The sequence below is a fragment of the Nitrincola schmidtii genome (genome assembly GCF_008973715.1).
GTDB lineage: Bacteria > Pseudomonadota > Gammaproteobacteria > Pseudomonadales > Balneatricaceae > Nitrincola > Nitrincola schmidtii.
The window spans coordinates 53,924-80,877 of the sequence record NZ_WBOL01000004.1; the positions used below are offsets into that span (position 1 = coordinate 53,924).

Sequence of the window (26,954 nt, forward strand, 5' to 3'; positions counted from 1 at the left end):
TTAAGGCAGTAACAGCAAAACCAGTTGTGGCTGCCAACTCAATAACACTAATGTCAGCAAGGTCATCAATAAAAAGGGAATTAATGCCTTGAATACTCGCATCGGTGATTCACCCGTCATCGCTGAGCTGATAAACAAACCCGCACCCACCGGTGGTGTTAGTAAGCCCATCACTAGGGTTAGACATACGACGACGCCAAATTGATAGGCACTAATTCCAAATTCAGTCTGTGCGACAGGAAGCAGAATCGGCACCACTAAAATCAACGCAGCAATACCATCCAATACCATGCCTACGAGCAACAGCGCAGCAATAACCATCAATAAAAATATAAAGGGATCAGAGGTTTGCTGAACAATCCACGCCGCTGCATTTTGAGGTATATGCTCGTAGACCAACACCCAGCCAAACACACCCGCAGCAGAGATCAGAATAATTACCATACCTGAATTCAGCGCAGTTCGCTTTAGCACTTCCGGTAACTGAGAAAAGCTAAATTCTTTATAGATAAATCGACCCACCAGCAATGCACCTAAGGATGCCAGTGCCGCAGATTCTGTCGGTGTCACTGCGCCTGTCAGTATGCCCCCGATGATCAACACCGGTATACCCAGCGCAGGCAAACCCATCAGTAGTGCCTGCCAAGCTTCTGCAAAACTTAACCAACGACCTCGTGGATACTCATGCACTAAACCTAGCAGGGCGATAGTGATAAAAAAGAGAAAGGATAGAATTAAACCTGGAATGATACCTGCTATAAACATATCGGCGATAGGCACTTGTGCCAATACACCAAAAAGAACAAACAACATGGATGGTGGAATAATCGGCGATAGCAATCCACCTGCTGCCGTAATTGCTGAAGCAAAGGGACGGCTATACCCCTCTTTTTCCATTTCTGGAACCATCGCACGGGACATGATCGCAATTTGCGAAGCAGCTGATCCCATAATCGCCGCCATCATCATATTCGCCACTAAGTTGATATAGGCCATCCCACCGCGAAAGCCTCCCACCAAAATTCTGGCCATATTGATTAAACGTCGTGTTAGCCCACCTTCATTCATCAACTCTCCGGCTAACATGAACAAAGGAATCGCTAAAAGGCCATAATTTTCAATGGAGGAAAATAATTGCTGCGTATACGAAGCAAATAGGACTGAATTGCCCGATGTCGCCATGTAAAAAGCAGCGGATAGAGCAAGCACCAACGCAATAGGGACTGCAGCGAATAATAAAATGAAGAATACAGCAGCTAGCATTCGTGTGATCCCTGCCGCTTAGCCGTTAACAGGTCCGTTGTGCTATCCCAGAGATTAACAGACGCATGCAAAACCAACGATAAAGCGACCCATGGCATAATCAACCAGACCCAAAACTTTTTAACCCCGAGGGTATTGGTAGATTCGGAATAGATGAAATTGAAGGTTTCCATCTGAAATGCACTGAATTCAAAACTAGATTTAATTAGCGTAATGGGTTGAAACCACAATAAACAAAAGTAAATTAACAGTCCGGCAAACAACAGAACCATCAAATCACTGAAAAGTATTAACCATTTTTTTGGTGTTGTAGGCAACAAATCCAGAACCAAGGTCACCGATAGTGTTTGGCGACGTTTTATGACTACCGTGGTCGCCAAAAACGTCATCCATACCATACAAAAAATAGCCAACTCATCAACCCAATAAATCGGCATACTCAGCGCTCGGGTGATGACATTGACTAAAATTAACAGCGTAAGTAAGCCGGCCAGCCCTGCAGCCAGCCAGCACTCAAACCAAGAAATACCTGCCGATAACCTTCGCAACATCAAAAAAGAACGTCAGCTATCAAGGTTGACGTATCTGTTCAACGGCTTCGCGAAGCTTACCTAGACTGCTACTCTTTTCAGACCAGATGGCTTCCCATTGAGCGACACTGTCAGCAAAATCGTCGCGATCTGCTTCAGTAATGGTGATATTCAAACTTCTGAGTTCCGCTTCCTGCTCAGCTTCTTGCAGTCTGAAGGTCTCGATTACCTGATCTAGTTCTGCTTTCATCAAATCAGTAATCATGGCTTGATCATCGGCTGAAAGATTTCGCCACACACGTGCGGATACCACACCAACCATTGGGAACATCATATGATTGGAGATCATCATATTTTCTGCGCGTTCATAGAAACGGAAGATTAGGATCGAATCAAAATCCATATCGATTGCATCGATTTGACGATTCGCTAAGGCATCATAGACAGCCGGTAATGGTAAAGGTGTTGGTGCTGTATTCAGTGCCGCATAGAAATCTCGGATGGGATCGAAAGGAGTAATTCGAACTTTCAAACCCGACAAGTCTGCGGGAGTATTCAACGTCGTACGGGCCATCATTTGACGCATACCGGCCATACCATAACCGATTCCTATCAAACCTGCCTGTTGTGGCAGCAACTCAAACATCGACTCGGCTGCTTCAGATTTCAACAAAGCTGCTGCTTCATCAATATTGTCTACTAGATAAGGAGCATACCACGCACCAAACTCAGGAACTCGGTTTGATACTTCAGCGACCGTCAGAAAGGCCATATCCAGCGCACCCGTTTGTAACTGCTGAACCATTTGTGCTTCATTTCCAAGCTGTGCTGCAGGAAATACTGATACACTATGCCGACCTTCGGACTGTTGATTCAGAGTTTCAGCAAATGATTGAGCGGCTTGAGTCCAATGATGGGACGGTGGCGTAATCAAACCTAAGCGAAAATCCTGCGACATGGCAGGAAGCGATAACAGGGTCAAACAAGACGCGACACTGGCAGTCGCCAGCAATTTACGCAGCGAAATCATAATCAACTCCTAAAAATGCAGATCAGCGTGAATGTTTCGTATTGTCTGAATTTAACCACACTTTTAAACCAATATGTTAGAGATGATCAAGTCAACTAAGCTGTTTACATGGTTCGAACAACGGATTTCCCCTTTCCCGCCTGAAGAACCCACACAACCTCCAAAAGGAGTCATCGCTTTTTGCGTGCATTTTTCACGTGATATTTGGCCCTGGCTGTTAGTTTCTGCGCTGATGATGGCCTGTGTTGCCGTCGTAGAGGTCTGGCTGTTTAGCTTTATGGGAAATCTGGTCAACTGGCTAGCAGAGCAAGACCGCTCGACCTTCTTGCAAACAGAAGGCTGGAAACTATTGGGAATGGCTTTGGTGATCATTACTCTTCCTTTATTAGTTTTACTGCATTCTTTGCTGAACTTTCAAGTACTCATGGGTACTTACCCGATGCGAATACGATGGAATATTCATCGTTATTTACTAAAGCAATCAATGCATTATTATCAAGAAGAGTTTGCAGGACGAATTGCCACTAAGCTGATGCAAACGGCGCTATCGGTTAGAGAATGTGTGATCAAACTGATCGATGTCTTGAATTATGTCAGTGTCTATTTTATTGGCACCCTGATCATCATGGGTAGTGCTGACCTGCGCTTAATGATCCCTTTGCTAGTGTGGTTAGCTAGCTATATTGTGATGCTTCGCTATTTCGTGCCATTGATGGGTAAGGTATCCCAGCTTCAAGCGAATGCGCGCTCGATCATGACCGGTCGTGTTGTTGATGCCTACACCAATATTCAAACCGTGAAACTCTTTTCTCACGCCAAACGCGAGTCAGATTATGCTCGTGAAGGAATGGATAACTTCTTAGAGACCGTTCATCAGCAGATGCGTTTGGTGACCATTTTTAATACCTGTTTGTATATATTGAACTCTTTGTTGTTACTGACCGTTTCAGCACTGAGTATCTGGCTATGGCTGGAAGAACTCATCAATATTGGCGCACTGGCAGTTGCACTGGGCTTAGTACTGCGCTTATCAGGTATGTCGCAATGGATAATGTGGGAAGTTTCCTCGTTATTTGAAAACATTGGCACGGTTCGTGATGGTATAGATTCAATCTCAGTTCCTCAAAATGTTCAAGATAAACCTAATGCACCGGTATTGATTGCCAATCAGGGACAGATTCAGTTTGACCATATCAGCTTTCATTATGGACAAGGTTCAGGGGTAATCGAAGATTTATCTTTGTCTATTAAAGCAGGTGAAAAGGTCGGTTTAGTCGGTCGCTCTGGTGCAGGTAAATCGACTCTAGTGAATTTGTTACTACGCTTCTATGATTTAGAAAAAGGCCAAATCAGTATTGATCATCAATCGATCAGCGACGTTCAACAAGAGTCTTTACGTGCAGCCATCGGCATGGTTAGCCAAGATACCTCTTTGCTGCATCGTTCGGTTCGAGAAAATATTGCCTATGGCCGACCCAACGCCAGCGAAGAGGAAATTATTCAAGCGGCTAAACGAGCTAAGGCACATGACTTTATTTTAGAGCTACGCGACTCTCAAGGTCGGACTGGCTATGATGCCCAAGTCGGCGAACGTGGCGTTAAACTCTCTGGGGGTCAACGCCAACGTATCGCCATCGCTCGAGTCATTCTGAAAGATGCGCCTATCTTGATTTTAGATGAAGCAACATCAGCGTTAGATTCTGAGGTTGAATCAGCGATTCAAGAAAATCTCTATCGCTTGATGGAAGGTAAAACCGTGATCGCGATCGCTCATCGACTATCGACCATTGCCGCCATGGATCGATTAGTGGTAATGGATAAAGGTGAAATAGTTGAATCCGGAAATCATACAGAACTACTGAATCATAAAGGTATTTATGCAGCTTTGTGGGCAAGACAATCGGGTGGATTTCTAGCTGAAGACATAGAGTAGTAAAAGGTTGTCTTGTAACCGTTAACCAATCATGTAAACCGATGATTAAAATAGAAGAAGGCGGAAATTCCGCCTTCTGCATTACATCTTAGAGATACTACTCACTAAAATGGTATGTCATCATCAAAATCATCAAATCCAGCGGCAGGCTGTGGTTGCTGCTGCGGTGGCTGATTTTGTGGGCGAGATTGTGGAGCCGCAGCAGGACGCGCTTGCTGTGCTGGAGGCTGACCATAACCCATGGGGTCTTGATTGCCAGCATATCCACCTTGACTACCCATATTGCTGTCGCCACCACGGCCATCTAGCATCTGCATTTCGCTAGCGACGATTTCTGTGGTGTAGCGGTCTTGTCCGCCTTGATCTTGCCATTTACGAGTACGTAGCGAACCTTCGACATAGACTTTTGAGCCTTTGCGTAGGTATTCACCGGCAATTTCTGCCAAGCGATTGAAGAAAACGACACGGTGCCACTCAGTACGTTCTTGAGGCTGGCCGGTCTGCTTATCTTTCCATGTATCGCTGGTTGCCAGAGTGATATTCGTCACTGCATTTCCAGAGGGCATGTATTTAACTTCCGGGTCTTGACCCAAGTTGCCGACTAGAATCACTTTGTTAATGCCGCGTGCCATGTTGTTCTCCAGATCTTCATATATTTTTTCAGCGGGTGCTCCCTGCGCCCAACTTTGCGTAGAAATAAGAGAATAACACAAGCTTAGGTTTAGGCTGAACAGCTAAAGGCTTATAATACTCGTTTTTGCACTGGAGTCAGCGCGGTAATGGATAAAATACTGGTCAGGGGCGCACGTACCCACAACCTGAAAAATATCGACCTAGAGATTCCCCGAGACAAGCTCATCGTCATCACCGGCTTGTCAGGCTCCGGTAAGTCATCGCTGGCGTTTGATACTCTCTATGCTGAGGGGCAACGTCGTTATGTTGAATCCCTGTCGACCTATGCTCGACAGTTTTTATCAATGATGGAAAAACCGGATGTCGATCATATCGAGGGTTTGTCCCCCGCTATCTCGATTGAACAGAAATCAACGTCACACAACCCTCGCTCTACCGTAGGTACCATTACCGAGATTTACGACTACCTGCGTCTTCTTTACGCTCGCGCAGGTGAACCACGCTGTCCCGATCATGACTTACCACTGGCTGCTCAAACTGTCTCGCAAATGGTTGATCAAGTCTTAGCTTTACCTGAAGGCAGCAAGCTGATGCTATTAGCACCGGTAGCACAGGGGAAAAAAGGTGAGCACTTACATACGATCAGTGAACTGAGATCGCAAGGTTTTGTCCGTGCTCGTATCAACGGCATTATTGTTGATTTGGACAGTGCGCCAGCGCTGGACAAGAATAAGAAGCACACCATTGAAGTGGTTATTGACCGTTTCAAAGTGCGTGATGATCTTCAGCTACGTTTATCCGAATCTTTTGAAACGGCCTTAAATCTGACCGACGGTATAGCCCGTGTTGCTTGGATGGATGAGGAAGAAGGAAAAGAAGATCTAATCTTTTCTGCCCGTTTCGCCTGCCCTGTCTGCGGTCACAGTATTCAGGAACAAGAACCGCGCATGTTCTCGTTCAACAACCCCCATGGCGCCTGTCCCACTTGCGATGGTTTAGGGGTAAAACAGTATTTTGATCCCGTAAAAGTGGTTCATGATCCTTCGCTGACCCTTTCAGAAGGAGCTATTCGCGGTTGGGATCGTCGTAGTCTGTATTACTTCCAACAATTAAAAGCGGTCGCTGATCACTATGGTTTTAACATGGATACGCCTTTCAGGGATATCAGCCTTGAACATCAAAAGGTGATCCTCAAGGGTAGTGATAACGAGAATATCGAATTCACTTATACCAATGATCGTGGCACTAAAGTCAGCAAGCACCATCCGTTTGAAGGTGTGTTGAACAACCTAGAGCGCCGCTACAAAGAAACCGAGTCAGATATGGTGCGTGAAGATCTGGCAAAGTACCTAAACATGCAGCCTTGTCCTTCTTGCCATGGCACACGCTTACGCCGCGAAGCTCGCCATGTCTATATTGATGAGCGAACCCTGCCTGAAATTGTGAGAATGCCCATCGGTGAAGCGAAAGCCTACTATGACCAACTCTCTTTAACAGGTAAACAGGGTGAGATTGCCGAAAAAATTCTAAAAGAAATTCGCCAGCGCTTATCTTTTTTGGTCAATGTCGGCTTAGATTATTTATCCCTAGAACGCAGTGCCGAAACGCTATCCGGTGGTGAAGCGCAGCGTATTCGTCTGGCAAGCCAGATAGGTGCGGGATTAGTAGGCGTTATGTATATCCTCGATGAACCGTCTATCGGCTTACACCAACGTGATAATGATCGCCTGCTAGAAACACTTCGCCATCTCCGTGATCTTGGTAACACTGTTATCGTCGTTGAACATGACGAAGATGCGGTTCGCATGGCGGATCATGTGATCGATATCGGACCCGGTGCCGGAGTTCATGGTGGACGTGTGATTGCCTCTGGTACACCGCAGGAAGTGATGGATAATCCTGCCTCCATCACCGGACAATATCTCTCGGGGGTCCGCTGTATAGAAGTACCCCAAAAACGCCATCCAGTCGATCCAACCAAGCTCCTGAAACTCAGTGGTGCTGTGGGTAATAACCTTAAAAATGTTACGCTCGAGATCCCCGTGGGTTTAATGACCTGTATCACGGGGGTGTCGGGTTCTGGCAAATCAACCTTGATCAACGCAACGCTTTATCCGATTGCCGCAACCGAATTGAATCATGCCACCACCCTAGAAGCGGCTGAATACAGCCATATTGAAGGTATTGATCATTTCGATAAAGTAATCGATATAGATCAAAGCCCTATTGGACGTACGCCCCGCTCTAACCCAGCGACCTATACCGGCATCTTCACACCTATTCGGGAACTCTTTGCTGGAACTCAGGAAGCTCGTTCACGTGGTTATAAACCCGGTCGCTTTAGCTTTAACGTTAAAGGTGGACGCTGTGAAGCTTGTCAGGGTGATGGTGTGATTAAGGTAGAAATGCACTTTTTACCTGATGTCTTCGTGCCTTGTGATGTCTGTCATGGTAAACGTTACAACCGTGAAACCTTGGAAGTTCGCTATAAAGGCAAAAGCATTGATGAAGTGCTCAGCATGACCGTTGAAGATGCCCGTGAGTTCTTCGATGCGATCCCTGCGCTAGCACGCAAACTACAAACTCTGATTGATGTCGGACTCAGCTATATTCGCTTAGGGCAAAGCGCCACTACCCTTTCAGGCGGTGAAGCACAGCGCGTCAAGCTTTCAAGAGAATTGTCTAAACGGGATACCGGAAAAACACTGTATATTCTGGATGAGCCGACAACAGGTTTGCACTTTTTTGATATTCAACAACTATTGAACGTACTAAACCGATTGCGTGATCACGGCAATACCATTGTGGTGATAGAGCACAATTTGGACGTGATCAAAACTGCTGACTGGATTGTCGATCTTGGCCCTGAAGGAGGTACGGGTGGCGGTGAGATTATTGCAACGGGAACACCGGAGGAAGTAGCGGAAGTTGAACGATCACATACCGGTCGATTCTTAAAGCCTTTGCTGTTAAAGCATCAGAAGGCTTAATCACCTTAGAAGGTTAATAAACTTAGCAGTCAGGTTTAACTGCTAAGTTACTAAAAAATCTAGAAGACACCCTTCACGTGCATCCATACAAACAAAAAAGCCGCTAAAGATAATCCTTAGCGGCTTTTTTTGTTATCTAATTCTTAAGCTGAAGGAATTAATCCAGCTCAGCTTGGCTACGAATTGGATAATGATCTGGCATCGGTAAACGCGCCACACCACTGTCAATCGCTGCTTGAGCCACCGCATAAGAGATGCGACCTAGCAAACGAGAGTCAGTCGCTTTAGGCAGAATGTAATCACGGCCGAATTCCAGGGACTGTAAACCATAGGCTGTCAGTACTTCTTCAGTAACCGGTTCACGAGTTAAACCCGCAAGTGCTTTTACTGCTGCGGCTTTCATCTCTTCATTAATAGCAGATGCACGAACATCAAGTGCTCCACGGAAGATGAATGGGAAGCCTAGTACATTGTTAACCTGGTTGGGGAAGTCAGAACGACCTGTCGCCATGATCACGTCAGAACGAGTCGCATTGGCAACTTCCGGACGAATTTCAGGATCAGGGTTGGCGCAGGCGAAAACAACAGGGTTATCTGCCATTTTCAATAGCTGTTCAGGTGACAGCAGGTCTGGACCAGACAGACCTAGGAAAACGTCTGCACCCTCGATGGCATCATCCAGAGTACGTTTATCTGTTTCAGTAGCGAACGCCGCTTTTTCGGCGGTCAGGTCATCACGACCAGAGTGGATCACACCCTTACGGTCGATCATATAGACATTCTCGACTTTCGCGCCCATGTTAATGAGCAACTTCATGCATGCACTGGCTGCAGCACCTGCACCTAAGCAGACGATTTGAGCTTCTTCTAGCGTTTTGCCAGCAAGCTCAAGCGCGTTGATCATACCGGCTGCGGTTACAATCGCAGTACCGTGTTGATCGTCATGGAATACAGGAATATTGCAACGCTCAATCAGCGTACGCTCTATTTCAAAGCATTCAGGCGCTTTAATGTCTTCTAGGTTGATGCCGCCAAAGGTTTCAGCAATACGGGCAACCGTATCAATGAACGCCTGTGGGCTTTCAGCGTCGACTTCAATATCGATCGAATCAATATTAGCGAAACGCTTAAACAGCAGTGCCTTGCCTTCCATGACAGGTTTTGACGCCAAAGGTCCAAGATCACCCAGACCTAAAATGGCAGTCCCGTTAGAAATAACGGCAACCAGATTACCTTTCGCTGTGTAACGATAGGCCGCATCAGGATCTTTGGCGATCTCGCGTACCGGCTCCGCCACACCTGGAGAATAGGCCAGAGAGAGATCTCTTGACGTCTCGGCAGACGTTGAGAGCTCAATGCTGATTTTACCCGGACGGGGGAACTCATGGTAATCAAGAGCCGCTTGCTTAAAATCTTGAGACATGGTTGCAGATTCCAACTAAGGTTGTAGTTAAACGGCCTTGCATCATAACCAAAAGTCATGCATACGACAACCGCCCTTTTACGGTGCAAATGCACCATTCTTTGCACAGCCTTGGGGCTGAAAAAACAAAAAGCACCCGAAGGATGCTTTTTGCAGAATCTGTCACATTGCGCAGAGTCGTTTTACTTCTTAAGTGAACGAGCACCAAAGCGCTTGTTGAAGCGATCCACACGACCACCAGAAGTCGCTTCTTTCTGCTTACCAGTGTAGAACGGGTGGCAGCTACTGCATACGTCGACCAGCATGCTGCTCTGACCTAGCGTGGATTTAGTTTCCATTACGTTACCGCAAGAACAGGTAATAGTAATGTCTGTGTAGTTAGGATGGATACCAGCTTTCATTATAAACCTCATGGGAGTTATGTGTGTGCCGCCACTTAGTCAATCTGTTTGCTAAGCACCGCACTAACAAGGATTGGACAGGATTCAGCGATATAAAAGGCTGACCCACCCGTGTCTTTAAATAAGGGCGAGGATTATACACTCAAGATAAAAGTGACACAATCCATTACGTGAGTATGAGCAGAAACTATTCCTACTCTAAGTGCATTTGTTAACTGCTACGTCTAAAAAATGCTAGTTGGGTACTACCGAACCATCATTGCTTGAAGGATTAGGTTGACCTTTTGACTTTGAAATTTGTTCTACATTCAGCGCAATAGATAAAACCAAAATCAGAGTTTCTTTGGCTAAAGACATCAATATAACTGAGAAATATCCAGAAATAAGAACCCCAATAGCGGCTGATATAGCACCCATGAACGACCAGCTAACTATGCTTAAAAAAGTACCTATTGCGATAAGAATAGAAACAAACCAAGCCAAGAAAATAGTGGCATCCCATAATGACTTGAACCACTCAAAAACAGGAAACTCTGAAGATTTTTCACTATCACTTTTAGGCGCAGTTCTTTTTTCAGAGAGTCGAAGCATTGCACCGTACCAAATATGCCAAGGTATAGTGAAAAGACGAACGATCGCAATTATTAGGGACTGTATTACAGCAGGAAGGATATGAGACTTGAACGAGTTTTGAGACATAATAACTCCTTTTTAAAATATTCCAATGACGCAGCAGCAACGAGAAAAATATATCACCAACACAGAAAAAATGAAACATTAAATATAAATTAAGTTGATTTTTTTCATGTACATGAAGAAAATAATCAATCAAACTACCATCAACACCACAGAAGACTTAATAACAAGAATCTAGGTTTTGGTAAAATTGGACTTTATATCTCAAATATAAGTAATAAGGACATGCAAATGAACATTACTAAGAGCTGTTTTTTCCCTTTCGCTATCGTTGGATCGTTATTGCTGACCGGCTGTATGCAGCAACTACCTGTTAGGCAATTAGGCCAGCAAGGACAACCTGTTTTCGTGCCTTCTGAACAACGACAACAAGATCCCTCCCCTGCGCAAACTAGACCCATTGTAACCGAACAACCTAAACAACAAACGCAGCCCACTCAAACTCAGCGAGTCTCAACGACTGCAACGCGCCCCACCACCACACGTACAACTGCACCAGCACCATCACCGATAAGAGATGAGCCAATGCTACGGACAGTGGAAGAGATCGATGTAAGCAGTGAACCGGTTAGAATTCGGGTCCACTAATTGAACATTTGAATACATCAAGCGCTTTGCTTAAGGAATGTAGCATGACCACATCAAATAGGAACGCTGAAAAAGCCAAAACCCTGGGCAGAGCGCCCTCTTCACTCTTTAAGATGTATATCGGATTAATAACGGTTTATCTACTTGCAGAGATAGCGTTTAACATCTCACTGCTCGATGTAGCCGGTGGTGGCGGCAGTAGTGACGAAGTAGATCGAATTGAAGTCATTGGTAGAACATTAAGCTCGTTTGGACTGGGTTTGGTTATTTGTCGTTTTTTATTTAAGCGGCAGCTCAAAAAGAAAGGTTCATACGGCGAGGTTAACTATGCACTACTGGGGATGTTCCTCCTTGCAATGACTTACGCATTTTACCATCTCCAGAACATGGCTATCGAAATGTACAGCGAATCACGATCCGCTCAGGATCGAAGCGACGCTTACTTACTGATGGCCGTTAAACAAGGTATTGCGAATAATGCTATCAGTATTGATGGCATGGAGTTTCTAAATAACAATTTAGATTCAACCGAGACGAAAACCGTACTAACCCTCTTTGGTCCACTGGTGTACTCATCAACCGAATTTAGACAACGATTGCATAGAAATCGAAATGCCTACATTACTACCATCGCTGAGCGTGAACATGAGAAGTATGTCCGTAGTGCTTATAATGCCTATGTCGAACTGTCCAATAGTCGTGGAAAGCTTGCCGATCTTTATGTCGAAGTAGACAGAACGGTTCGTACAGAGGCTCGAAAAAAAGCAAGTGAGATGTACGATAGTGTGATATCTGGCGTCAACAGAAGTAACGTCAGAGTCAATCGTCAAGGATATGCTAATCAGCGTGTTTATAATCAAATCGACCAAAATATTAGATCAGCCACAGGATTAAGAGGCCCTGGGCGGTTCAACTTGCGTGATCGAAACGATTTCATTAACAAAATGCTACCTCAAATGGTTACCCCTGATAAAATTAGGGAAGCAATGAACCGAGAGCTTAGAAAAGAAGGCTCACAATTTATCTTCGATCGTAATTTGAGAAGTGAAGATAATGTAAAGCCCAATCAAAGCCGGCAGCAGTTTCTTCAGTCACCGTTTTTGAATATCCATCTTTACTATCATTTAACGAAAGTATCTCCGAGCATGGAAATGTTTTTGTATCGTGGTGTTAGCGGTGGACTAGATAAGCTATTTTCTACCACTAACCGTGGTGCGGTCATCCGACTAGATGCGGAAGGTCTTGTTCCATGGGGACTTCAGTTCAACGATTTCAGCAGATTAACCCGAGGCAATTTAGTCTACAACACCCTTGACTCGATGAACGTTCGTCTTAAAAACATACAAGAATCGTCCAATTCAAGGACAGGATCGCAATACGTTAAAGCATTATGGGTTCCCGCTATCGCACTATCGCTTTCCCTGATGATGATTTTTGTGAATGCCATGAGCATGATCGCCACGATTGTCACGTACATGTTTAGTGGCAACCATCATATAGCCAGTAAACTAGCCGAACACTTAATTAAGTTTTCTATTATTGGTGTGTTTATGCTGCTTGTGGTGACTGTTCCCTATGCGGCTAACAGTGAAGTAACCGAAAGCAAGCCTTACAAGGCACTGATTGAGCGAACGTCACAAATTCAGCCGCATGCCGCTTGGTTAATTGACTGGACCGTCAGAACACAGCCTATTCTGGAACGTTATGCCAGACCTATTCAGCGAATGACTGGGTGGTCTGAATAGAATTACTGTCAAAGTAGAGATAACATCTATTGCTCTCTACTTTGACTTAACTAGCGGGCTCTGAAGAACAACTTAAGTAAAATTTAAAATATTTCAGGCCTGCTAGATATTCTTTTTACGGCTTTTGTATATAGACTATTTAATTTTATTGATCTGATAATCCATATCCAAACTAAATACACAAATGCTATTGGTATACCAATTACCGTGATCATGAGGCCAGCAAAAATCACATAAAACTTTTGATTGCTTACACTATTAGAAACTGACTTCATGATAGCAGCAATATCAGGTTCACAATCAATTCGTTACCGTTATCAATAGCTACTAAAAAGCAAGATTCATCGGATGAATCAGTTTTTTACAGATGCGAAATAAAAAATCGCTTAAGACCCCACTTGGAAATATGGCGACAAGCGACCAAATACCATAACACTACGTACGTGCATTGAATTTTCAAAAACCACTTCAGCATAATTATTCACGATTTCAAACTGAATTGATTTGCAATACTTTTTGCTATAACTTAGTACACAATAGACTTTTTATTGAGTATCTACTAAATAACGGTGTATTTTATCACCAATTAAAAGTGACTAGACTGTTAGCTTTTACAGATCAGATCGAGACATCTTGTGATTCTAAGAGTGGCATTGCCAACACCGCTATTTAAGCTGTTTGATTATCGCCTGCCTAAGGGCTTGAGAATACAACCACGTATCGGTTGTCGCGTGCGCGTGCCTTTCGGAAACCGCGAAATGATTGGTGTTTTAGTGGAATGCGCTGCGGACTCAGACTATCCAATAGATAAATTAAAATATGCCCTTGACGTACTCGATCAACAGCCCGCTTTAGATGAGATACAGTTCTACTTGGCTCAGTGGGCAGCCAATTACTATTTTTACCCTTTAGGCGAGGCCTTGAATCAAGCATTACCCACTTTATTAAGAAAAGGTGAAGCGGCTGAATTTGCTCATTCTACGTTATGGCGCGCAACCTCGGGAGCCGACATCAGCACTCTTTCGAAAACCGCTGTACGCCAACGAGAAGTGCTTGAATTACTGCTACGCAATCCTGATGGCGTCAGCACTGACCTGATGCGAGTGGAGTCCTTACCCGTTAATTTGCTCAAAACGCTTCAGGATAAAGGGTTAGCTGAGTCCTTTACACACCAGCCCACTCCTATTCATGCCAACGATCATGAAACAGGAGATTTGCTTCGCGAAGCACCCCTGACGCTCAATACTGAGCAACAACAAACCGTTCAACGAATTCAACAGAAAGCTGGTTTTAACACGCTATTATTGGAGGGTGTGACAGGCTCTGGTAAAACCGAAGTCTATCTTCAAGCGATTCAACAGGTATTGAGTCAGGGCAAACAAGCCTTAGTACTAGTGCCTGAAATCGGACTAACACCTCAAACACTGGTGCGGTTTAAAAGTCGCTTCCAAGTACCCATCATGGCGTTGCATTCAGGCCTTAATGATCGACAACGACTAGATGCTTGGCTGATGGCTCGTCAAGGCACTGCACGTATTTTAATTGGTACCCGATCAGCCATTTTTACACCGATGCGCAATCCTGGATTGATTATTATTGATGAAGAACATGACCTGTCTTTTAAACAACAGGATGGTTTTCGTTATTCCGCCAGAGATTTAGCGGTACTTAGAGCACGTAAAGAAAACATTCCATTGCTGTTAGGGAGCGCCACACCTTCTCTAGAAAGCCTTCACAACGCGAGAACTGGCCGTTACCAACACTTAACACTGACACAACGTGCAGGTAATGCCAAACCACCTACTTTTGAATTGATGGATATTCGTGGCGAAAACTTACATTCAGGCTTATCCGATAGCTTGCTGCAACGGATAGACAAACATCTAAAGAACAATACTCAAGTTCTTATCTTCTTAAACCGTCGCGGTTTTTCACCCTCACTGATCTGTCATCAGTGTGGCGCTGTAAATGAATGTACTCGCTGTGATGCACGCATGACGCTGCATCGATCTCCACCCCATATGCACTGCCATCACTGTGATAGACAAACACCTATCCCCAAAGCCTGTCATCAGTGTGGCAGTGAAGATTTACGACCTTCGGGCGCTGGCACGGAAAGAACAGAGGATTTTTTGGCGCATCATTTCCCAAAAATCCCGGTACTACGTATTGATCGTGACAGTACTTCTCGCAAAGATGCGATGAAACATTTAATGGAGCAGATCCACACAGGCAAGCCCTGCATTATGGTGGGTACGCAGATGTTAGCAAAAGGGCATCATTTTCCCATGGTAACCTTAGTGGCCGTTTTAGATGCAGATAGCGGTCTTTTTAGTGCTGATTTCCGGGGTATGGAAAAAACAGCCCAACTCATTCTCCAAGTTGCCGGAAGAGCAGGTCGAGCAGATCATCCAGGAGAGGTCGTCTTACAAACCCGTCATCCAGAACACCCGATGTTGAATGCACTGATCCGAGAAGGTTATGGAGCGTTTGCCGATTCAGAACTTCAAATGCGATCGGCAGCTCATTTGCCCCCTTTTAGTGCTCATGCCCTTGTTCGTGCGGAGGCTGCCCAATCAGGACGAGCGGAAGCTTTTTTAATGGATATTCGTCAGCAGATGGAAAGTCAAATTTTGCGCACTCAAGGTACTCACTGGTCTGGACCTTTCCCATCACAAATGGAAAAGCGCGCTGGCATGTATCGTGCTCAATTACTCTTACATAGCCATCAACGAGCAGATCTTCATCGATTGCTGACACAGGTATTAGGTTTCCTTAATCAACATACGGGGCGCAATCGAGTTCGCTGGTCGATCGATGTCGATCCTTTAGATAGCTATTAAGTTCATTTTTTAGTCGATTTGACGATTATTGACCAAACCAGCCTGTTATTGAGCTGTGATGTTGGCATTCCAGTGGAATGAGGAATTATAATGGCTCATTCGACCAGTTTCGGTCCGGTATCAGCCATCCAACGGAAGACGCATGAAAGAACACTTAGTCACACTGCTTAACCAAGCCATTCAAGCACTCATCAATCAAGGTACCCTGCCTGCAGAAACGCAGGCCGACATTCATATTGAGAATACCCGTGATAAAGCACACGGTGATTTGGCAACTAATCTTGCCATGACATTGGCTAAAGCAGCGCGAAGCAATCCTCGACAACTGGCTGATAAAATCTGTGCAGCACTACCTGCCTCGAACCAAGTGATCAAAACAGAGATCGCCGGCCCCGGATTCATTAACTTCTTTCTCAATCCTAATGCGATTTTTTCTGTCGTTAAAGAGATTCTAGAGCAAGGTAAAAGCTTCGGTCGTGCCATCCCTAACTCGGGTCCACGTGTACAGGTTGAGTTTGTATCCGCCAACCCAACGGGCCCTTTGCACGTCGGTCATGGTCGTGGGGCAGCCTATGGCGCCACCGTTGCAGACTTACTGGAAGCAGCGGGCTTTGAAATAGAACGCGAATACTATGTGAATGATGCTGGCCGCCAAATGAACATCTTAGCTGCCAGCGTTTGGTTGCGTTACTTAGAAGAGTTGGGTGCTGACTTAACTTTCCCAAGCAACGGCTATCAAGGCCATTACGTGCGTGATATTGCCCATCGTTTGGTCATTGACCATCAAAATCGCTTTGAGCAATCGATTGATGCGGTCTTTACCAATCTACCCGCCGATGAACCACAAGGTGGAGATAAAGATCAGTATATTGATGCAGTGATTGAACGCGCACAACAGCTTTTAGGTGATGACTATAACCTAGTATTTAATGCCGGTTTGGACTCTATTCTCGGCGATATTCGTGAAGATCTAAGTGAGTTTGGCGTGGATTACCAAGTATGGTTCTCTGAACGCTCACTGACGAGCAGTGGTGATGTCGATACAGCGCTCAATATTCTTGAGTCTAAAGGGCATTTATATGAGCAAGATGGCAATATCTGGTTCCGCTCTACCGCCTTTGGTGATGATAAAGACCGTGTAGTGAAGCGCGCCAATGGACAGACGACCTATTTTGCATCCGATATCGCTTATCACATGAACAAGTTCGACCGTGGTTTTGATCAAGTGATCAATGTCTGGGGTGCTGACCATCATGGTTACATCACTCGTGTTAAGGCGGCTATCTCTGCGCTTGGCTATGATCCTGAAAAACTGATCGTCAAACTGGTTCAGTTTGCTATTTTGTACCGTGGTGAAGAGCGTGTGCAGATGTCGACTCGCTCAGGCTCATTTGTGACGCTACGCGAACTGCGTGATGAGGTGGGTAAAGATGCCTGTCGTTTCTTCTACGTGACTCGTAAAGCAGAACAGCACATGGATTTTGACTTAGAGTTAGCGAAATCAGAATCTAAAGATAACCCGATCTACTATATTCAGTACGCTCATGCCCGCGTCTGCTCGGTTCTCCGTAAGCTGGAAGCTGACGGTATGCATTGGCATCAAGATGAAGGGATCGCGGCGCTAGAGTTACTGAATAGCGAAGCTGAAAAAGACCTTATTACTAAACTGTCTCGCTACCCTGAAATATTACAAAATGCTGCGATGAACTATGAACCTCACCAATTGGCGAACTATCTCCGTGAATTAGCGGGTGATTACCATACCTGGTACAACGGTCATAAAATGCTAATTGATGAAAGCGATCTTCGTAATGCTCGCTTGACGCTCAGTATCGCTGTGCGCCAAGTCATCGCTAATGGATTAGAACTTTTGGGAGCTTCTGCACCCGAGCAGATGTAACTTATGGCGCGACAGGATTACGCACAGAAACGACGACGCAGTAACTCTGCCAGTCGCACACCCGCCAAACGCCAGAGCAGCGCTCCGCCACCTCGTCGTAAAAAACCTTGGTGGCCTCGTGCGATACTGGCTGGCGTTGGTTTGTTTGGTTTGGTGTACCTGTTAAAATTACTGATCGCTACCGGTCCCTCTGATCTTCAAGATACTCGAGTGGAACCTCGTCAAGAACGAGTGGCACCTCGACAGCAACCCGCGCCTGCACCTCAAGCGCCAAGACAACAAGCTGTTCCACAGCCTGCTCCAGTTCCTGTTCAACCTCCCGCTCCCGTTGTTGTGCCAGCAGCTACAGAAGCTGTGCCAGAGCCACAGGTCGTTGAAATTCCACCACCACCTGAAGCGCCTGAAGCTCGATTTGATTTTTACGATATTCTGCCACGTTCTCAAGTTCAGGCGCCGCAGGGTGTTTATCACTCGACTCCGAGAGATGCACCCGATGCCCAGTCACGCTTTTTATTGCAAACAGGTTCATTTCGCGAAGAAGCAGATGCAGAGCGTATGCGTGCTCAACTGCTGCTGAGTGGGTTACCTAACGTGCACACTTCCAGAGTCGAGGGTGATAATGGCATTTGGTACCGCGTTCGCACGGGTCCTTTTAACAATCGAACAGAATTGAATCGCGCTCGAAATCAACTCACCAGTTTAGGCATATCACCTATGCCGATTCCATTAAACTAGTCCTAAGATGACAGAAATTTCGGTTATCTTAGGTACCTTTCACTTGAAAAACGTTTTCTAGCATCCATATCATCCACATTAATGCGCTATGGAATGAATAAACTATGACAACGATTGTATCTGTCCGCCGCGGTAATCAGGTGGTTGTAGGGGGTGATGGCCAGGTGTCACTGGGCAACACCGTAATGAAAGGCACCGCTCGTAAAGTAAGCGTTCTAGGCAAGCATCAAGTGATTACCGGCTTTGCTGGGGGAACAGCGGATGCAATCACACTTCGGGACTTATTCGAGCAGCAGCTCGATAAACATCAAGGCAATATCGTCAATGCGGTTATTTATCTTGCCAGAGAGTGGCGAAGTGACCGTGTTCTGCGCCGTCTAGAAGCCCTGATGCTCGTTGCCAACAAAGAAAAAACTTTTTTAATCTCCGGCAATGGTGATGTCATTGAGCCAGAAGATGGCCTAGTGGCCATCGGTTCTGGTGGTAACTATGCCCTGGCCGCTGCCCGTGCGTTAAAAGACAACACCGATCTCAGTGCTCGCGATATTGTGGAAAAAAGCCTACACATCGCTGCAGGTATTTGTGTCTTTACGAATAGCAACTTGACCATTGAACAGCTGGAATCTGTCTCCGGAGGAAATGATTAATGTCTGATATGACCCCTCGCGAAATCGTACATGAGCTTAATCGCCATATCGTTGGTCAAGAGCAAGCCAAGCGTTCAGTTGCGATTGCCCTCAGAAACCGCTGGCGTCGTATGCAGTTAGATGACGTATTGCGCCCTGAAGTCACCCCGAAAAATATTCTAATGATCGGTCCTACCGGTGTCGGTAAAACTGAGATTGCCCGTCGTTTAGCTCGCCTAGCGAATGCTCCTTTCATCAAGGTAGAAGCCACTAAATTTACCGAAGTCGGTTATGTTGGCCGTGATGTAGAAACCATTGTGCGTGATCTGGTTGAAATGGCGGTCAAAATGGTCCGTGAAGAAGCCATGGCTAAGGTTCGTGTTAAAGCTGAAGATCTGGCCGAAGAACGCGTATTAGATGCACTTCTACCACCTGCTCGAACTGACAGCTACAGCAATGACAGCAGCAAAACCGATAGTGCTACACGTCAAATCTTCCGTAAAAAACTACGCGAAGGTCAATTAGACGATAAAGAGATAGAGATTGAAGTCGCTCAACCCAAGGTCGGCGTAGAAATCATGGCGCCACCGGGTATGGAAGAGATGACCAACCAGCTGCAAAGCATGTTCTCTAATCTAGGGCAGCAGAAGAAACAGTCACGTCGCTTAAAAGTGAAAGAAGCGATGAAACTGCTGACGGATGAAGAAGCCGGCACCCTCATCAAAGAAGATGATATCAAGCAGCAAGCCGTTTATAAGGTCGAGCAAAACGGTATCGTGTTCCTCGATGAGATAGACAAGGTCTGTAAGCGTGGCAACACCAGTGGCGCGGATGTGTCACGTGAAGGGGTTCAGCGTGACCTATTACCGCTGATTGAAGGCTGCACGGTTTCAACCAAGTATGGCATGGTGAAAACTGACCATATTTTGTTTATCGCCTCGGGTGCTTTCCATCTGGCTAAGCCTTCTGATCTGATTCCAGAACTTCAAGGCCGCTTACCGATTCGAGTTGAATTAAAAGCGCTGACGCCAGAAGACTTCCGTCGTATCCTGACAGAGCCTACCGCGTCTTTGACTGAACAATACAAAGCGCTTCTTGCAACAGAAGGAGTTCATATCGAGTTTTCCGAAGATGGTATCAACCGGATTGCTGAGCTGGCTTTTCAAGTGAATGAAAAAACTGAAAACATCGGCGCTCGACGTTTACATACCATGATGGAGCGTCTACTTGACGAGCTTTCTTATGTCGCTTCTGATCGTTCCGGTGAATCAATTGTGATCGATGCTGCGTATGTTAACCAGCAACTCGCTGAATTGAGCCATAACGAAGATTTGAGTCACTATATTTTATAAGCTGACTCTATAACTTACTGGGCAGAGCTCTCTGGACAATGCTTTCCAAAAAGAGTCTTCTGCCCAGCCTAACTTTGGAATAGAGTCCGATGATACAGGTTCCCTTACCTTCTGATATCCGCTTACACCTTAAATCCAGAACACTTGAACTGGTTTATGAAGAGGGATCTTACGAGCTCACGGCAGAGTTTTTGCGTGTCCACTCTCCTTCTGCAGAAGTGCGCGGCCATGGCATTGGCCAAGAAAAACTGCAAACAGGCAAACGCTTGGTCGGCATTAAAGCTATTGAACCGAGTGGCAACTATGCACTTAAAATAGTGTTTGATGACGGTCATGATTCCGGCTTATATACCTGGGAATACCTATTCGACTTAGCGCATAATCAAGCCCATTACTGGCAGAATTATCTGGCAAAGCTTGCCGCTGAAGGTGGGTCACGTGATGGCGGTCTGATTGCACGCGGCTGAAGCAGGACAAACTCTTTCAGCAGCGCTACAATGCCCCTTTTTACATGCAACCAGCGGAGACAGCATGAGCGAAAAACCACAGGATAACACTACACATTTTGGCTTTCGGGAAATTCCAGTAGACGAAAAAGTTCGCCATGTGGCTGATGTGTTTCACTCTGTTGCTGGTAAATACGATCTGATGAATGACCTAATGTCCGGCGGCGTTCATCGTTTATGGAAACGTATTACTATCGAGCGCAGCGGCGTTCGCTCAGGTCAAAGCGTTTTAGACATTGCTGGTGGCACAGGCGATCTGACACGCAAATTCTCGCGTTTAGTGGGCCCAACCGGAAAAGTTATACTGGCTGACATTAACGACTCCATGCTGAAAGTTGGTCGTGACAAACTGATCAACAGCGGCACAGCCGGAAATGTCGAGTATGTTCAAGCCAACGCTGAAGCACTTCCCTTTGCTGATAACACCTTTGATGTCATTACCATCGCCTTTGGTCTACGTAACGTGACTGACAAAGATGCGGCCTTACGCTCAATGCAACGGGTGTTAAAGCCAGGTGGTAAGTTAATGGTATTGGAGTTTTCTAAAACGCAAAATATCGCCTTAACCAAAATTTACGATTTTTACTCGTTCAATATTTTACCGCAAATGGGTAAATTGATTGCCAACGATGCCGAAAGCTACCGTTATCTGGCAGAATCCATCCGCATGCATCCCGATCAGGAGACGCTGAAGGATATGATGGAAGAAGCGGGACTGGTGAACTGTCGTTATGAAAACATGACAGGTGGCGTGGTTGCGCTACACACGGGTATAAAACCTTAACTGAGCGGGAGACTATCATGTCTGTTGAGTTGTTGACTGCTGCAATGATCGGAACGGCTGAAACCAGCTTAAACCAATTATTAAAGAAAGATCCCAAAACACTCAAACAACTTGAAAAACTCTCAGGTAAGGTAATCAGATTCGATATTCGCCAGCCAACACTGCATCTAACGCTGGTTCCTAATGCTGAAGGGATTGATCTCTTACTTCACAGTGAAGCAACGGCTGATCTCACCCTAAGTGGCCAAGCATCTGATTTCATACAGATGCTGTATAGCAGTAATCCCGATGAAAAATTATTTGGCAAAGGCATCGATGTGCTGGGAGACACAGGTCTTGCGACTCAATTTAGTCAACTGCTTCGTGACTTCAGCATCGACTGGGAAGCCTGGCTTGCTGATATCGTCGGAGACACTACCGCTCACCCCCTTGCTCAATTTATCAATCAACAGCGTCAATTTTTTTCGCAGGCAAGACAAAGCCTGACCGACAATACAGTTGAATACCTGCAAGAGGAACTCGGTGTCCTGCCTCCTCGACCTGAAATCGAGGAGTTCATGGAAAAGGTAGATCAACTACGGGATGATGTAGAGAGACTCGAAGCACGCATTAACGCGCTTCGATAAGGTCTTGATTAAGGAAGCTTAAAAAGGCTTCATTAACACAAAATAAAGGATCGGGATAAAGATCAGCAAAGGCAGCTCATTAAAAAGCCTAAAGTAACGACCACTGCGATCTAACACACCACGTTGTAACTTTTTCAGGTAAGCTAGGCACCAGAAGTGATAACCGATCAGAAAGCCAACAAAGAGTAGTTTGGCGTGCAACCAACCTCCTCTAAACCCATAACCAAACCATAACCACAAACCAAAACCTAAGGTAAACACCGCCATAATGGTCATAAAACCAAAAAGTTTACGAGCCATGATTTCTAAACGTGCGACATCCTGACCCGCTTCTCGTCCTTCCACATAGTGCACAAAGATTCTTGGAAGGTAAAAAATACCCGCCATCCAACTGGTCATACCCAGTATATGTAACAGTTTAATCCACAAAAAAGTCATATCAGTACCTATAGATTCACAGCTCTTTAACGGTTTGCGTTCAGTGTATGAACTTCAGTCACTTAGAATACCATTCTACCCTGAACACCACTCATGACCCAGTGCCTATTCAGCTCATATACGACTAAAAAAACACCAATCTTGAACGATAAATGTTGCACCGCAACAAAAAAGGACTATACTTTGGTCGTGCATGAGTAACAAATGATAGGTGATTTCCATGATTAGCACGGTTGAAATGAACATACTTCTAGCGCTGAAGCGTCTAGGAAAACGTAACGGTTTTTTTCCGCCAGTGATGATGACACTGAAAGATCAATTTAATGATATGGACTACAACACCTTCATCCAACACGTATTAACGCTGCAAGAACATGGCTACCTGAGAATAGCTGCGGGCAAATCCCGTGGTGTGTTTATTAGCCAATCAGGGCTCGCGTTGGCAGAGCAACTTGAGAATGACAAACTCGATTTCATTCCAAGCTTTTGCGTGACATCTTAATCCGCTTGCCATCCTAATGCGACTGAGTTAAACATTTAACCTTAAATTACAGTTTTTTAAGCCCGCTACCTACTCACTGTCCTAGGTAGCGGGCTTTTTTCTATGTACTGTTTTGGTAAAGGCCGTTTTGAAGGCTGTGGTTTTGGTGTAGAGTTAATAAAAAACAAAGGATAGAGACTGTGCATAAGTTCTTGATTGCTGACGATCACCCCCTGTTCAGAGAAGCACTTATTCATGTCATCAACAGCAGCTTAAACAAGCCCGAAATCTTAGAGGCCGGTAGCTTTGATGAAGCGTTAGAACTGGCCATCGAGCATGAAGATGCCGATCTTATTTTGCTTGATATCAATATGCCAGGAATGAATGGTTTAGAAGGTCTGTATCATTTACGCCAACAAGCGCCAACCATTCCCATTGCCATCATCTCTGCGGATGAAGAGAAAAAAACTGTTTTACAGGCCATGGATCAAGGCGCTATCGGCTTTATCGCTAAATCCTCTTCTCGTCATGAAATGAGTCATGCCATTGAGTTGATCTTAAAGGGTGAAGTTTACCTTCCAGCAAGCATTATGCGTCAATCGTCAACACCACAACCTAAAGCTAAGGCAAAGCTACCATTAGAGCAATTGTATAGCCTGACTCGTAAGCAGTTACTGGTGTTACAACGAATGGTTGAAGGGGATTCGAATAAACAAATTGCTGCTCACTTGAATATTGCAGAAACCACCGTTAAAGCTCACGTGTCAGCTATTTTGTCTAAATTAGATGTACAAAACCGAGTGCAGGCCATTTTAGCCGCCAGTGAAGTGGACTTTTCACAACTGATTCGACGCTAAGTCACTTGCCTTAGAAGGTGGGCGATAGTGACTTTCAGTTTGAGAGGTTTTACCGGTTTATTCAGCATTCTATAACCTAAACTACGAACGCGCTGCCTTAGGCTGCTGGTATGGTTAGCAGTGATCATCAATACCGCGGATTGAAATGCGTATTCACCTCGAAGCCGCTGTATCGCTTCTATTCCGGATTCGTGTTCATCTAGATGATAATCGGCAATTAACAGGTCTGGACCTTGAGGGTAACATGCTAACTCTTTGCTAAGACGGGCACTTTTCTCAAAGGTTTTCACCTTACAACCCCAACTGGTCAGTAAAGAAACCATCGCAATGCAAATCGCCGGATCATTATCCAAGACCCATACTTCACTATTTTGAAGCAACTGCTGATCAGAGCTTTCTGTCTGAAGGGCGGGAAAAGTATTGAGTTGCGGTTCAGCCAATGGAATAGTAACACTGAATAATGAACCTTTACCCTTGATCGACATTACCCGAACTTGATGACCTAACATGCCAGCAATCTTGTCAACAATCGCCAAACCCAACCCTAAACCGCGATCATGTAGTCCTGATTCTGGTTGAATGCGTCGAAACTCTTCGAAAATATGCTCAAGTTGATCGTCAGCAATACCAATACCGCTATCCAATACCTGTATTTCCAAGCTATTAGGACGACGACGGCAACCCAACACAATGCGCGAGCTAGGCGTCGTATAGCGTACTGCATTGGTTAAAAAATTCCGCAGTATACGAGCCAGTAACACTAAATCCGTTGAAACAACGCGACTACTGGATTGATAACGAAAATGCCGCTGCTCCATGTCACAGATTTGGGTAAACTCAGCCGCCAAATTATCCAATAGATCCGAAATTGGAAAGATACTGATATCGGGATTGATCACTCCAGCATCTAAACGCGATATGTCCACCAACGTTCCTAACAAACTATCAACATCTTGCAAAGAACGATGAATGGATTCACTCAGATGCTTGAGTTCGCCCTGTAATGGCTGTTCCAACAACGCGCCCGTGAATAGTCGTGCGGCATTTAATGGCTGCAGCAGGTCATGGCTGACGGCTGCCAGAAACTTGGTTCGGGAGAGATTTGCCTGCTTCAATGCTTGGTTGGTTTGCCTTAGCTCCCCCATTGCAACGGACAGCGCCTCTGTTCGTTCTCTCACTTGCTCTGCTAATGAAGCTGAATGTTCAAAAGCAGCATAAGGTGCGGCGTTAAACGCACTGCCTGCTTCGACACGCTCAATCAAAGCAGCATTTATCTTTTTAAGTCGCTGATTTTCAGCCAATAAGGTTCCGTATGAAGATAGATTGGTGGAGGTAAGATCACTCATCGAACAGTTTCCTTTCCAATCACAACGCCCGTGAAGGTCTGGTTGATATGAACACCATCGAAATGTTCACCATAGGTATTAAACCCTATCACCCTATGTTCACGAAAAAAGGCCGATGCTTCATCCAAACTACCTAAATGTTCCGTTTCTAAGCGGCGAAGAAAGCAGTCACACCCCAAGGTGATCATTGGCTCGCCAATACGTGCTTCTATATGTGCAAAGCGTCGCTCTAGATCGGGCAATATCGGTTGCGGTTGCATGGCAGTCAATACCATTCCATTGCCGACGGCGCAGTAAAAGGTCAGACTCATATCCTCATTCACTTTTTGGATGGAACGGACATAGTATTCTTGTCCTAGCTTTACCGCTAAAGGATGTAATGCGAAAACTTTGGGATTGAGTTCTTCAGGTTCTATACCCAACATGCGTGCATAAACTTGAGCAGCAGGCTCGGCATTCAGCTCTATCACTTGACGCTTATCAGAATCCGCCTGTGTCACCACCAGCTTGGTCGCCAAACTTTGCATATGGTGGGTACTAAAGACTTCAAAATCCAAGACGGTATGCATCAAAGTCAACACCGCCGCTTCATTGTGAAAAGCTCCTTGATAAAAAACATGAGTGCCCGCGAGCTGAATATCATCACCCGCAGAACCACCGAAATGGGGAATACTACCCAGTGCAGAATCTAAAGCAACCAAGACTAACTCTTCTTGACTTGATAGACCATCTAGCAGGGTCATGGCAAAGCATCTACCCGCTAAGGAGTCCGTTGTGCGCTGCCGAAGTGCGCGAATCAGTTGATCCAATTGAGCTTGTGCTTCAGGCAAACTGAATTGATCCAAGTCTGCAATCAAAGAAGCCTCCATGGTAAAGCTATCACGATGAAAGCCTAACCCCACTATGGTGCCACGATCATAACCTCTTGGGGTGATTTCGCCGGCAGTGGTACAACCAACTAAACAAGTGTTGGCAAATGACTGATTGAGCGCAGCGGCTAAGTGTTCTAAGTCATATTCAGCAGAACAAAAAAAGATCACTCCTTCCAATTCAGGATGACACAGTGCTTGTGCTAATTCACTTGCTGCAACATAGGGGTCAGAAGCATCCGACATTGCCGTAATAACAGGAGGGATGCGGTTAGTGTCGGTCATGTTTACACTCTGATCTATCACGAAAAACGCCCATCATTGTGACGGGCGTTATCAGTATAGCCTGAATAATCGTA

General features: G+C 45.4%; 24 protein-coding genes. 14 read left to right on the forward strand and 10 right to left on the reverse strand.

Features of this window, described 5'->3' with window-relative positions; all coding sequences use genetic code 11:
* Genes F7R24_RS04810 through F7R24_RS04820 form a run of 3 tightly spaced genes read right to left on the reverse strand, consistent with a single transcriptional unit; the run spans position 1 to position 2,823 of the window.
* On the reverse strand, positions 1 to 1,263 hold the full coding sequence (locus tag F7R24_RS04810; protein ID WP_151670117.1) for a TRAP transporter large permease: 1,263 nt from the start codon (positions 1,261 to 1,263) through the stop codon (positions 1 to 3).
* Complete coding sequence (locus tag F7R24_RS04815; RefSeq protein WP_151670118.1) at positions 1,257 to 1,814, reverse strand: TRAP transporter small permease; 558 nt, start codon at positions 1,812 to 1,814, stop codon at positions 1,257 to 1,259. Before F7R24_RS04815 ends, F7R24_RS04810 begins: the two co-directional genes overlap by 7 nt.
* Positions 1,815 to 1,833: 19 nt before the next feature.
* Positions 1,834 to 2,823 (reverse strand): TRAP transporter substrate-binding protein, encoded by a 990-nt coding sequence (locus F7R24_RS04820; protein WP_151670119.1) that lies wholly within the window; start codon positions 2,821 to 2,823, stop codon positions 1,834 to 1,836.
* Positions 2,824 to 2,905: 82 nt separating this feature from the next.
* On the opposite strand from F7R24_RS04820, the gene F7R24_RS04825 reads away from it, so the two are divergent.
* Positions 2,906 to 4,756 carry an ABC transporter ATP-binding protein gene (locus F7R24_RS04825; protein WP_151670120.1) on the forward strand — a complete coding sequence of 617 codons (1,851 nt, stop codon included), beginning with the start codon at positions 2,906 to 2,908 and terminating at the stop codon, positions 4,754 to 4,756.
* A gap of 104 nt (positions 4,757 to 4,860) precedes the next feature.
* Here F7R24_RS04825 and ssb read toward each other — a convergent pair whose 3' ends face one another.
* The gene (gene ssb, locus F7R24_RS04830; protein ID WP_151670121.1) at positions 4,861 to 5,388 is read right to left on the reverse strand and encodes a single-stranded DNA-binding protein; all 528 of its coding nucleotides are present in this window, start codon (positions 5,386 to 5,388) and stop codon (positions 4,861 to 4,863) included.
* Positions 5,389 to 5,535: 147 nt separating this feature from the next.
* On the opposite strand from ssb, the gene uvrA reads away from it, so the two are divergent.
* The gene (gene uvrA / locus F7R24_RS04835) at positions 5,536 to 8,379 is read left to right on the forward strand and encodes an excinuclease ABC subunit UvrA (protein WP_151670122.1); all 2,844 of its coding nucleotides are present in this window, start codon (positions 5,536 to 5,538) and stop codon (positions 8,377 to 8,379) included.
* A 157-nt stretch (positions 8,380 to 8,536) separates the two neighbouring features.
* On the opposite strand, the gene F7R24_RS04840 is transcribed toward uvrA, so the two are convergent.
* The 3 genes from F7R24_RS04840 to F7R24_RS04850 form a co-directional block, all read right to left on the reverse strand.
* Entirely contained in the window at positions 8,537 to 9,802 is a 1,266-nt protein-coding gene (locus F7R24_RS04840; RefSeq protein ID WP_151670123.1) for a malic enzyme-like NAD(P)-binding protein, read from the reverse strand.
* Positions 9,803 to 9,984: 182 nt separating this feature from the next.
* Entirely contained in the window at positions 9,985 to 10,203 is a 219-nt protein-coding gene (gene rpmE / locus F7R24_RS04845; RefSeq protein WP_151670124.1) for a 50S ribosomal protein L31, read from the reverse strand.
* Between the two features lie 234 nt (positions 10,204 to 10,437).
* The gene (locus F7R24_RS04850; RefSeq protein ID WP_151670125.1) at positions 10,438 to 10,902 is read right to left on the reverse strand and encodes a hypothetical protein; all 465 of its coding nucleotides are present in this window, start codon (positions 10,900 to 10,902) and stop codon (positions 10,438 to 10,440) included.
* Between the two features lie 228 nt (positions 10,903 to 11,130).
* Here F7R24_RS04850 and F7R24_RS04855 point away from each other — a divergent pair, with 228 nt between their 5' ends.
* The 10 genes from F7R24_RS04855 to F7R24_RS04900 all read left to right on the forward strand — a co-directional run bounded on the left by F7R24_RS04855 (position 11,131) and on the right by F7R24_RS04900 (position 22,604).
* A complete protein-coding gene (locus F7R24_RS04855) occupies positions 11,131 to 11,487 on the forward strand; it encodes a hypothetical protein (RefSeq protein ID WP_151670126.1) in 357 nt (118 codons plus the stop codon).
* A gap of 44 nt (positions 11,488 to 11,531) precedes the next feature.
* Positions 11,532 to 13,232: a hypothetical protein gene (locus F7R24_RS04860; RefSeq protein WP_151670127.1), complete on the forward strand. Its 1,701-nt coding sequence runs from the start codon at positions 11,532 to 11,534 to the stop codon at positions 13,230 to 13,232.
* A 635-nt stretch (positions 13,233 to 13,867) separates the two neighbouring features.
* Positions 13,868 to 16,075 carry a primosomal protein N' gene (locus F7R24_RS04865; RefSeq protein ID WP_240775990.1) on the forward strand — a complete coding sequence of 736 codons (2,208 nt, stop codon included), beginning with the start codon at positions 13,868 to 13,870 and terminating at the stop codon, positions 16,073 to 16,075.
* Between the two features lie 142 nt (positions 16,076 to 16,217).
* Entirely contained in the window at positions 16,218 to 17,975 is a 1,758-nt protein-coding gene (argS, locus tag F7R24_RS04870; RefSeq protein ID WP_151670129.1) for an arginine--tRNA ligase, read from the forward strand.
* A 3-nt stretch (positions 17,976 to 17,978) separates the two neighbouring features.
* Positions 17,979 to 18,710, forward strand: a complete 732-nt coding sequence (locus tag F7R24_RS04875; protein ID WP_151670130.1) for an SPOR domain-containing protein — start codon at positions 17,979 to 17,981, stop codon at positions 18,708 to 18,710.
* A gap of 104 nt (positions 18,711 to 18,814) precedes the next feature.
* Complete coding sequence (hslV, locus tag F7R24_RS04880) at positions 18,815 to 19,357, forward strand: ATP-dependent protease subunit HslV (protein ID WP_151670131.1); 543 nt, start codon at positions 18,815 to 18,817, stop codon at positions 19,355 to 19,357.
* Positions 19,357 to 20,688, forward strand: a complete 1,332-nt coding sequence (gene hslU, locus F7R24_RS04885; RefSeq protein WP_151670132.1) for an ATP-dependent protease ATPase subunit HslU — start codon at positions 19,357 to 19,359, stop codon at positions 20,686 to 20,688. Before hslV ends, hslU begins: the two co-directional genes overlap by 1 nt.
* An 89-nt stretch (positions 20,689 to 20,777) precedes the next feature.
* Positions 20,778 to 21,155, forward strand: a complete 378-nt coding sequence (locus tag F7R24_RS04890) for a gamma-butyrobetaine hydroxylase family protein (protein ID WP_151670133.1) — start codon at positions 20,778 to 20,780, stop codon at positions 21,153 to 21,155.
* A 64-nt stretch (positions 21,156 to 21,219) separates the two neighbouring features.
* Entirely contained in the window at positions 21,220 to 21,978 is a 759-nt protein-coding gene (gene ubiE, locus F7R24_RS04895; RefSeq protein ID WP_151670134.1) for a bifunctional demethylmenaquinone methyltransferase/2-methoxy-6-polyprenyl-1,4-benzoquinol methylase UbiE, read from the forward strand.
* 17 nt (positions 21,979 to 21,995) lie between these two features.
* A complete protein-coding gene (locus F7R24_RS04900; protein ID WP_151670135.1) occupies positions 21,996 to 22,604 on the forward strand; it encodes a ubiquinone biosynthesis accessory factor UbiJ in 609 nt (202 codons plus the stop codon).
* A gap of 18 nt (positions 22,605 to 22,622) precedes the next feature.
* Here F7R24_RS04900 and F7R24_RS04905 read toward each other — a convergent pair whose 3' ends face one another.
* Entirely contained in the window at positions 22,623 to 23,042 is a 420-nt protein-coding gene (locus F7R24_RS04905; RefSeq protein WP_151670136.1) for a CopD family protein, read from the reverse strand.
* A 220-nt stretch (positions 23,043 to 23,262) separates the two neighbouring features.
* On the opposite strand from F7R24_RS04905, the gene F7R24_RS04910 reads away from it, so the two are divergent.
* Both F7R24_RS04910 and F7R24_RS04915 read left to right on the forward strand, forming a co-directional pair.
* Entirely contained in the window at positions 23,263 to 23,544 is a 282-nt protein-coding gene (locus F7R24_RS04910; RefSeq protein ID WP_151670137.1) for a transcriptional repressor LexA, read from the forward strand.
* Positions 23,545 to 23,723: 179 nt separating this feature from the next.
* Positions 23,724 to 24,380, forward strand: coding sequence for a response regulator (locus tag F7R24_RS04915; RefSeq protein ID WP_151670138.1), 657 nt, complete (start codon positions 23,724 to 23,726; stop codon positions 24,378 to 24,380).
* Here F7R24_RS04915 and F7R24_RS04920 read toward each other — a convergent pair.
* Together F7R24_RS04920 and nosP are read right to left on the reverse strand one after the other, a co-directional pair.
* Complete coding sequence (locus F7R24_RS04920; RefSeq protein WP_151670139.1) at positions 24,377 to 25,726, reverse strand: hybrid sensor histidine kinase/response regulator; 1,350 nt, start codon at positions 25,724 to 25,726, stop codon at positions 24,377 to 24,379. The genes F7R24_RS04915 and F7R24_RS04920 overlap by 4 nt on opposite strands.
* The gene (nosP, locus tag F7R24_RS04925; protein WP_151670140.1) at positions 25,723 to 26,880 is read right to left on the reverse strand and encodes a nitric oxide-sensing protein NosP; all 1,158 of its coding nucleotides are present in this window, start codon (positions 26,878 to 26,880) and stop codon (positions 25,723 to 25,725) included. The genes F7R24_RS04920 and nosP overlap by 4 nt, the downstream gene beginning before the upstream one ends.
* Positions 26,881 to 26,954: the final 74 nt, after the last annotated feature.

Excerpts from the sequence above, each read along its gene's own strand:
- nosP (WP_151670140.1), bottom strand. The coding sequence starts at position 26,880 with ATGACCGACACTAACCGCATCCCTCCTGTTATTACGGCAATGTCGGAT.
- F7R24_RS04890 (WP_151670133.1), top strand. The coding sequence starts at position 20,778 with ATGATACAGGTTCCCTTACCTTCTGATATCCGCTTACACCTTAAATCC.
- rpmE (WP_151670124.1), bottom strand. The coding sequence starts at position 10,203 with ATGAAAGCTGGTATCCATCCTAACTACACAGACATTACTATTACCTGT.
- F7R24_RS04855 (WP_151670126.1), top strand. The coding sequence starts at position 11,131 with ATGAACATTACTAAGAGCTGTTTTTTCCCTTTCGCTATCGTTGGATCG.
- F7R24_RS04860 (WP_151670127.1), top strand. The coding sequence starts at position 11,532 with ATGACCACATCAAATAGGAACGCTGAAAAAGCCAAAACCCTGGGCAGA.
- F7R24_RS04810 (WP_151670117.1), bottom strand. The coding sequence starts at position 1,263 with ATGCTAGCTGCTGTATTCTTCATTTTATTATTCGCTGCAGTCCCTATT.
- F7R24_RS04825 (WP_151670120.1), top strand. The coding sequence starts at position 2,906 with ATGATCAAGTCAACTAAGCTGTTTACATGGTTCGAACAACGGATTTCC.
- F7R24_RS04820 (WP_151670119.1), bottom strand. The coding sequence starts at position 2,823 with ATGATTTCGCTGCGTAAATTGCTGGCGACTGCCAGTGTCGCGTCTTGT.
- F7R24_RS04850 (WP_151670125.1), bottom strand. The coding sequence starts at position 10,902 with ATGTCTCAAAACTCGTTCAAGTCTCATATCCTTCCTGCTGTAATACAG.
- hslV (WP_151670131.1), top strand. The coding sequence starts at position 18,815 with ATGACAACGATTGTATCTGTCCGCCGCGGTAATCAGGTGGTTGTAGGG.
- ubiE (WP_151670134.1), top strand. The coding sequence starts at position 21,220 with ATGAGCGAAAAACCACAGGATAACACTACACATTTTGGCTTTCGGGAA.
- F7R24_RS04875 (WP_151670130.1), top strand. The coding sequence starts at position 17,979 with ATGGCGCGACAGGATTACGCACAGAAACGACGACGCAGTAACTCTGCC.
- F7R24_RS04905 (WP_151670136.1), bottom strand. The coding sequence starts at position 23,042 with ATGACTTTTTTGTGGATTAAACTGTTACATATACTGGGTATGACCAGT.
- F7R24_RS04815 (WP_151670118.1), bottom strand. The coding sequence starts at position 1,814 with ATGTTGCGAAGGTTATCGGCAGGTATTTCTTGGTTTGAGTGCTGGCTG.
- F7R24_RS04840 (WP_151670123.1), bottom strand. The coding sequence starts at position 9,802 with ATGTCTCAAGATTTTAAGCAAGCGGCTCTTGATTACCATGAGTTCCCC.
- F7R24_RS04920 (WP_151670139.1), bottom strand. The coding sequence starts at position 25,726 with ATGAGTGATCTTACCTCCACCAATCTATCTTCATACGGAACCTTATTG.
- F7R24_RS04900 (WP_151670135.1), top strand. The coding sequence starts at position 21,996 with ATGTCTGTTGAGTTGTTGACTGCTGCAATGATCGGAACGGCTGAAACC.
- hslU (WP_151670132.1), top strand. The coding sequence starts at position 19,357 with ATGTCTGATATGACCCCTCGCGAAATCGTACATGAGCTTAATCGCCAT.
- argS (WP_151670129.1), top strand. The coding sequence starts at position 16,218 with ATGAAAGAACACTTAGTCACACTGCTTAACCAAGCCATTCAAGCACTC.
- F7R24_RS04910 (WP_151670137.1), top strand. The coding sequence starts at position 23,263 with ATGATTAGCACGGTTGAAATGAACATACTTCTAGCGCTGAAGCGTCTA.
- uvrA (WP_151670122.1), top strand. The coding sequence starts at position 5,536 with ATGGATAAAATACTGGTCAGGGGCGCACGTACCCACAACCTGAAAAAT.
- ssb (WP_151670121.1), bottom strand. The coding sequence starts at position 5,388 with ATGGCACGCGGCATTAACAAAGTGATTCTAGTCGGCAACTTGGGTCAA.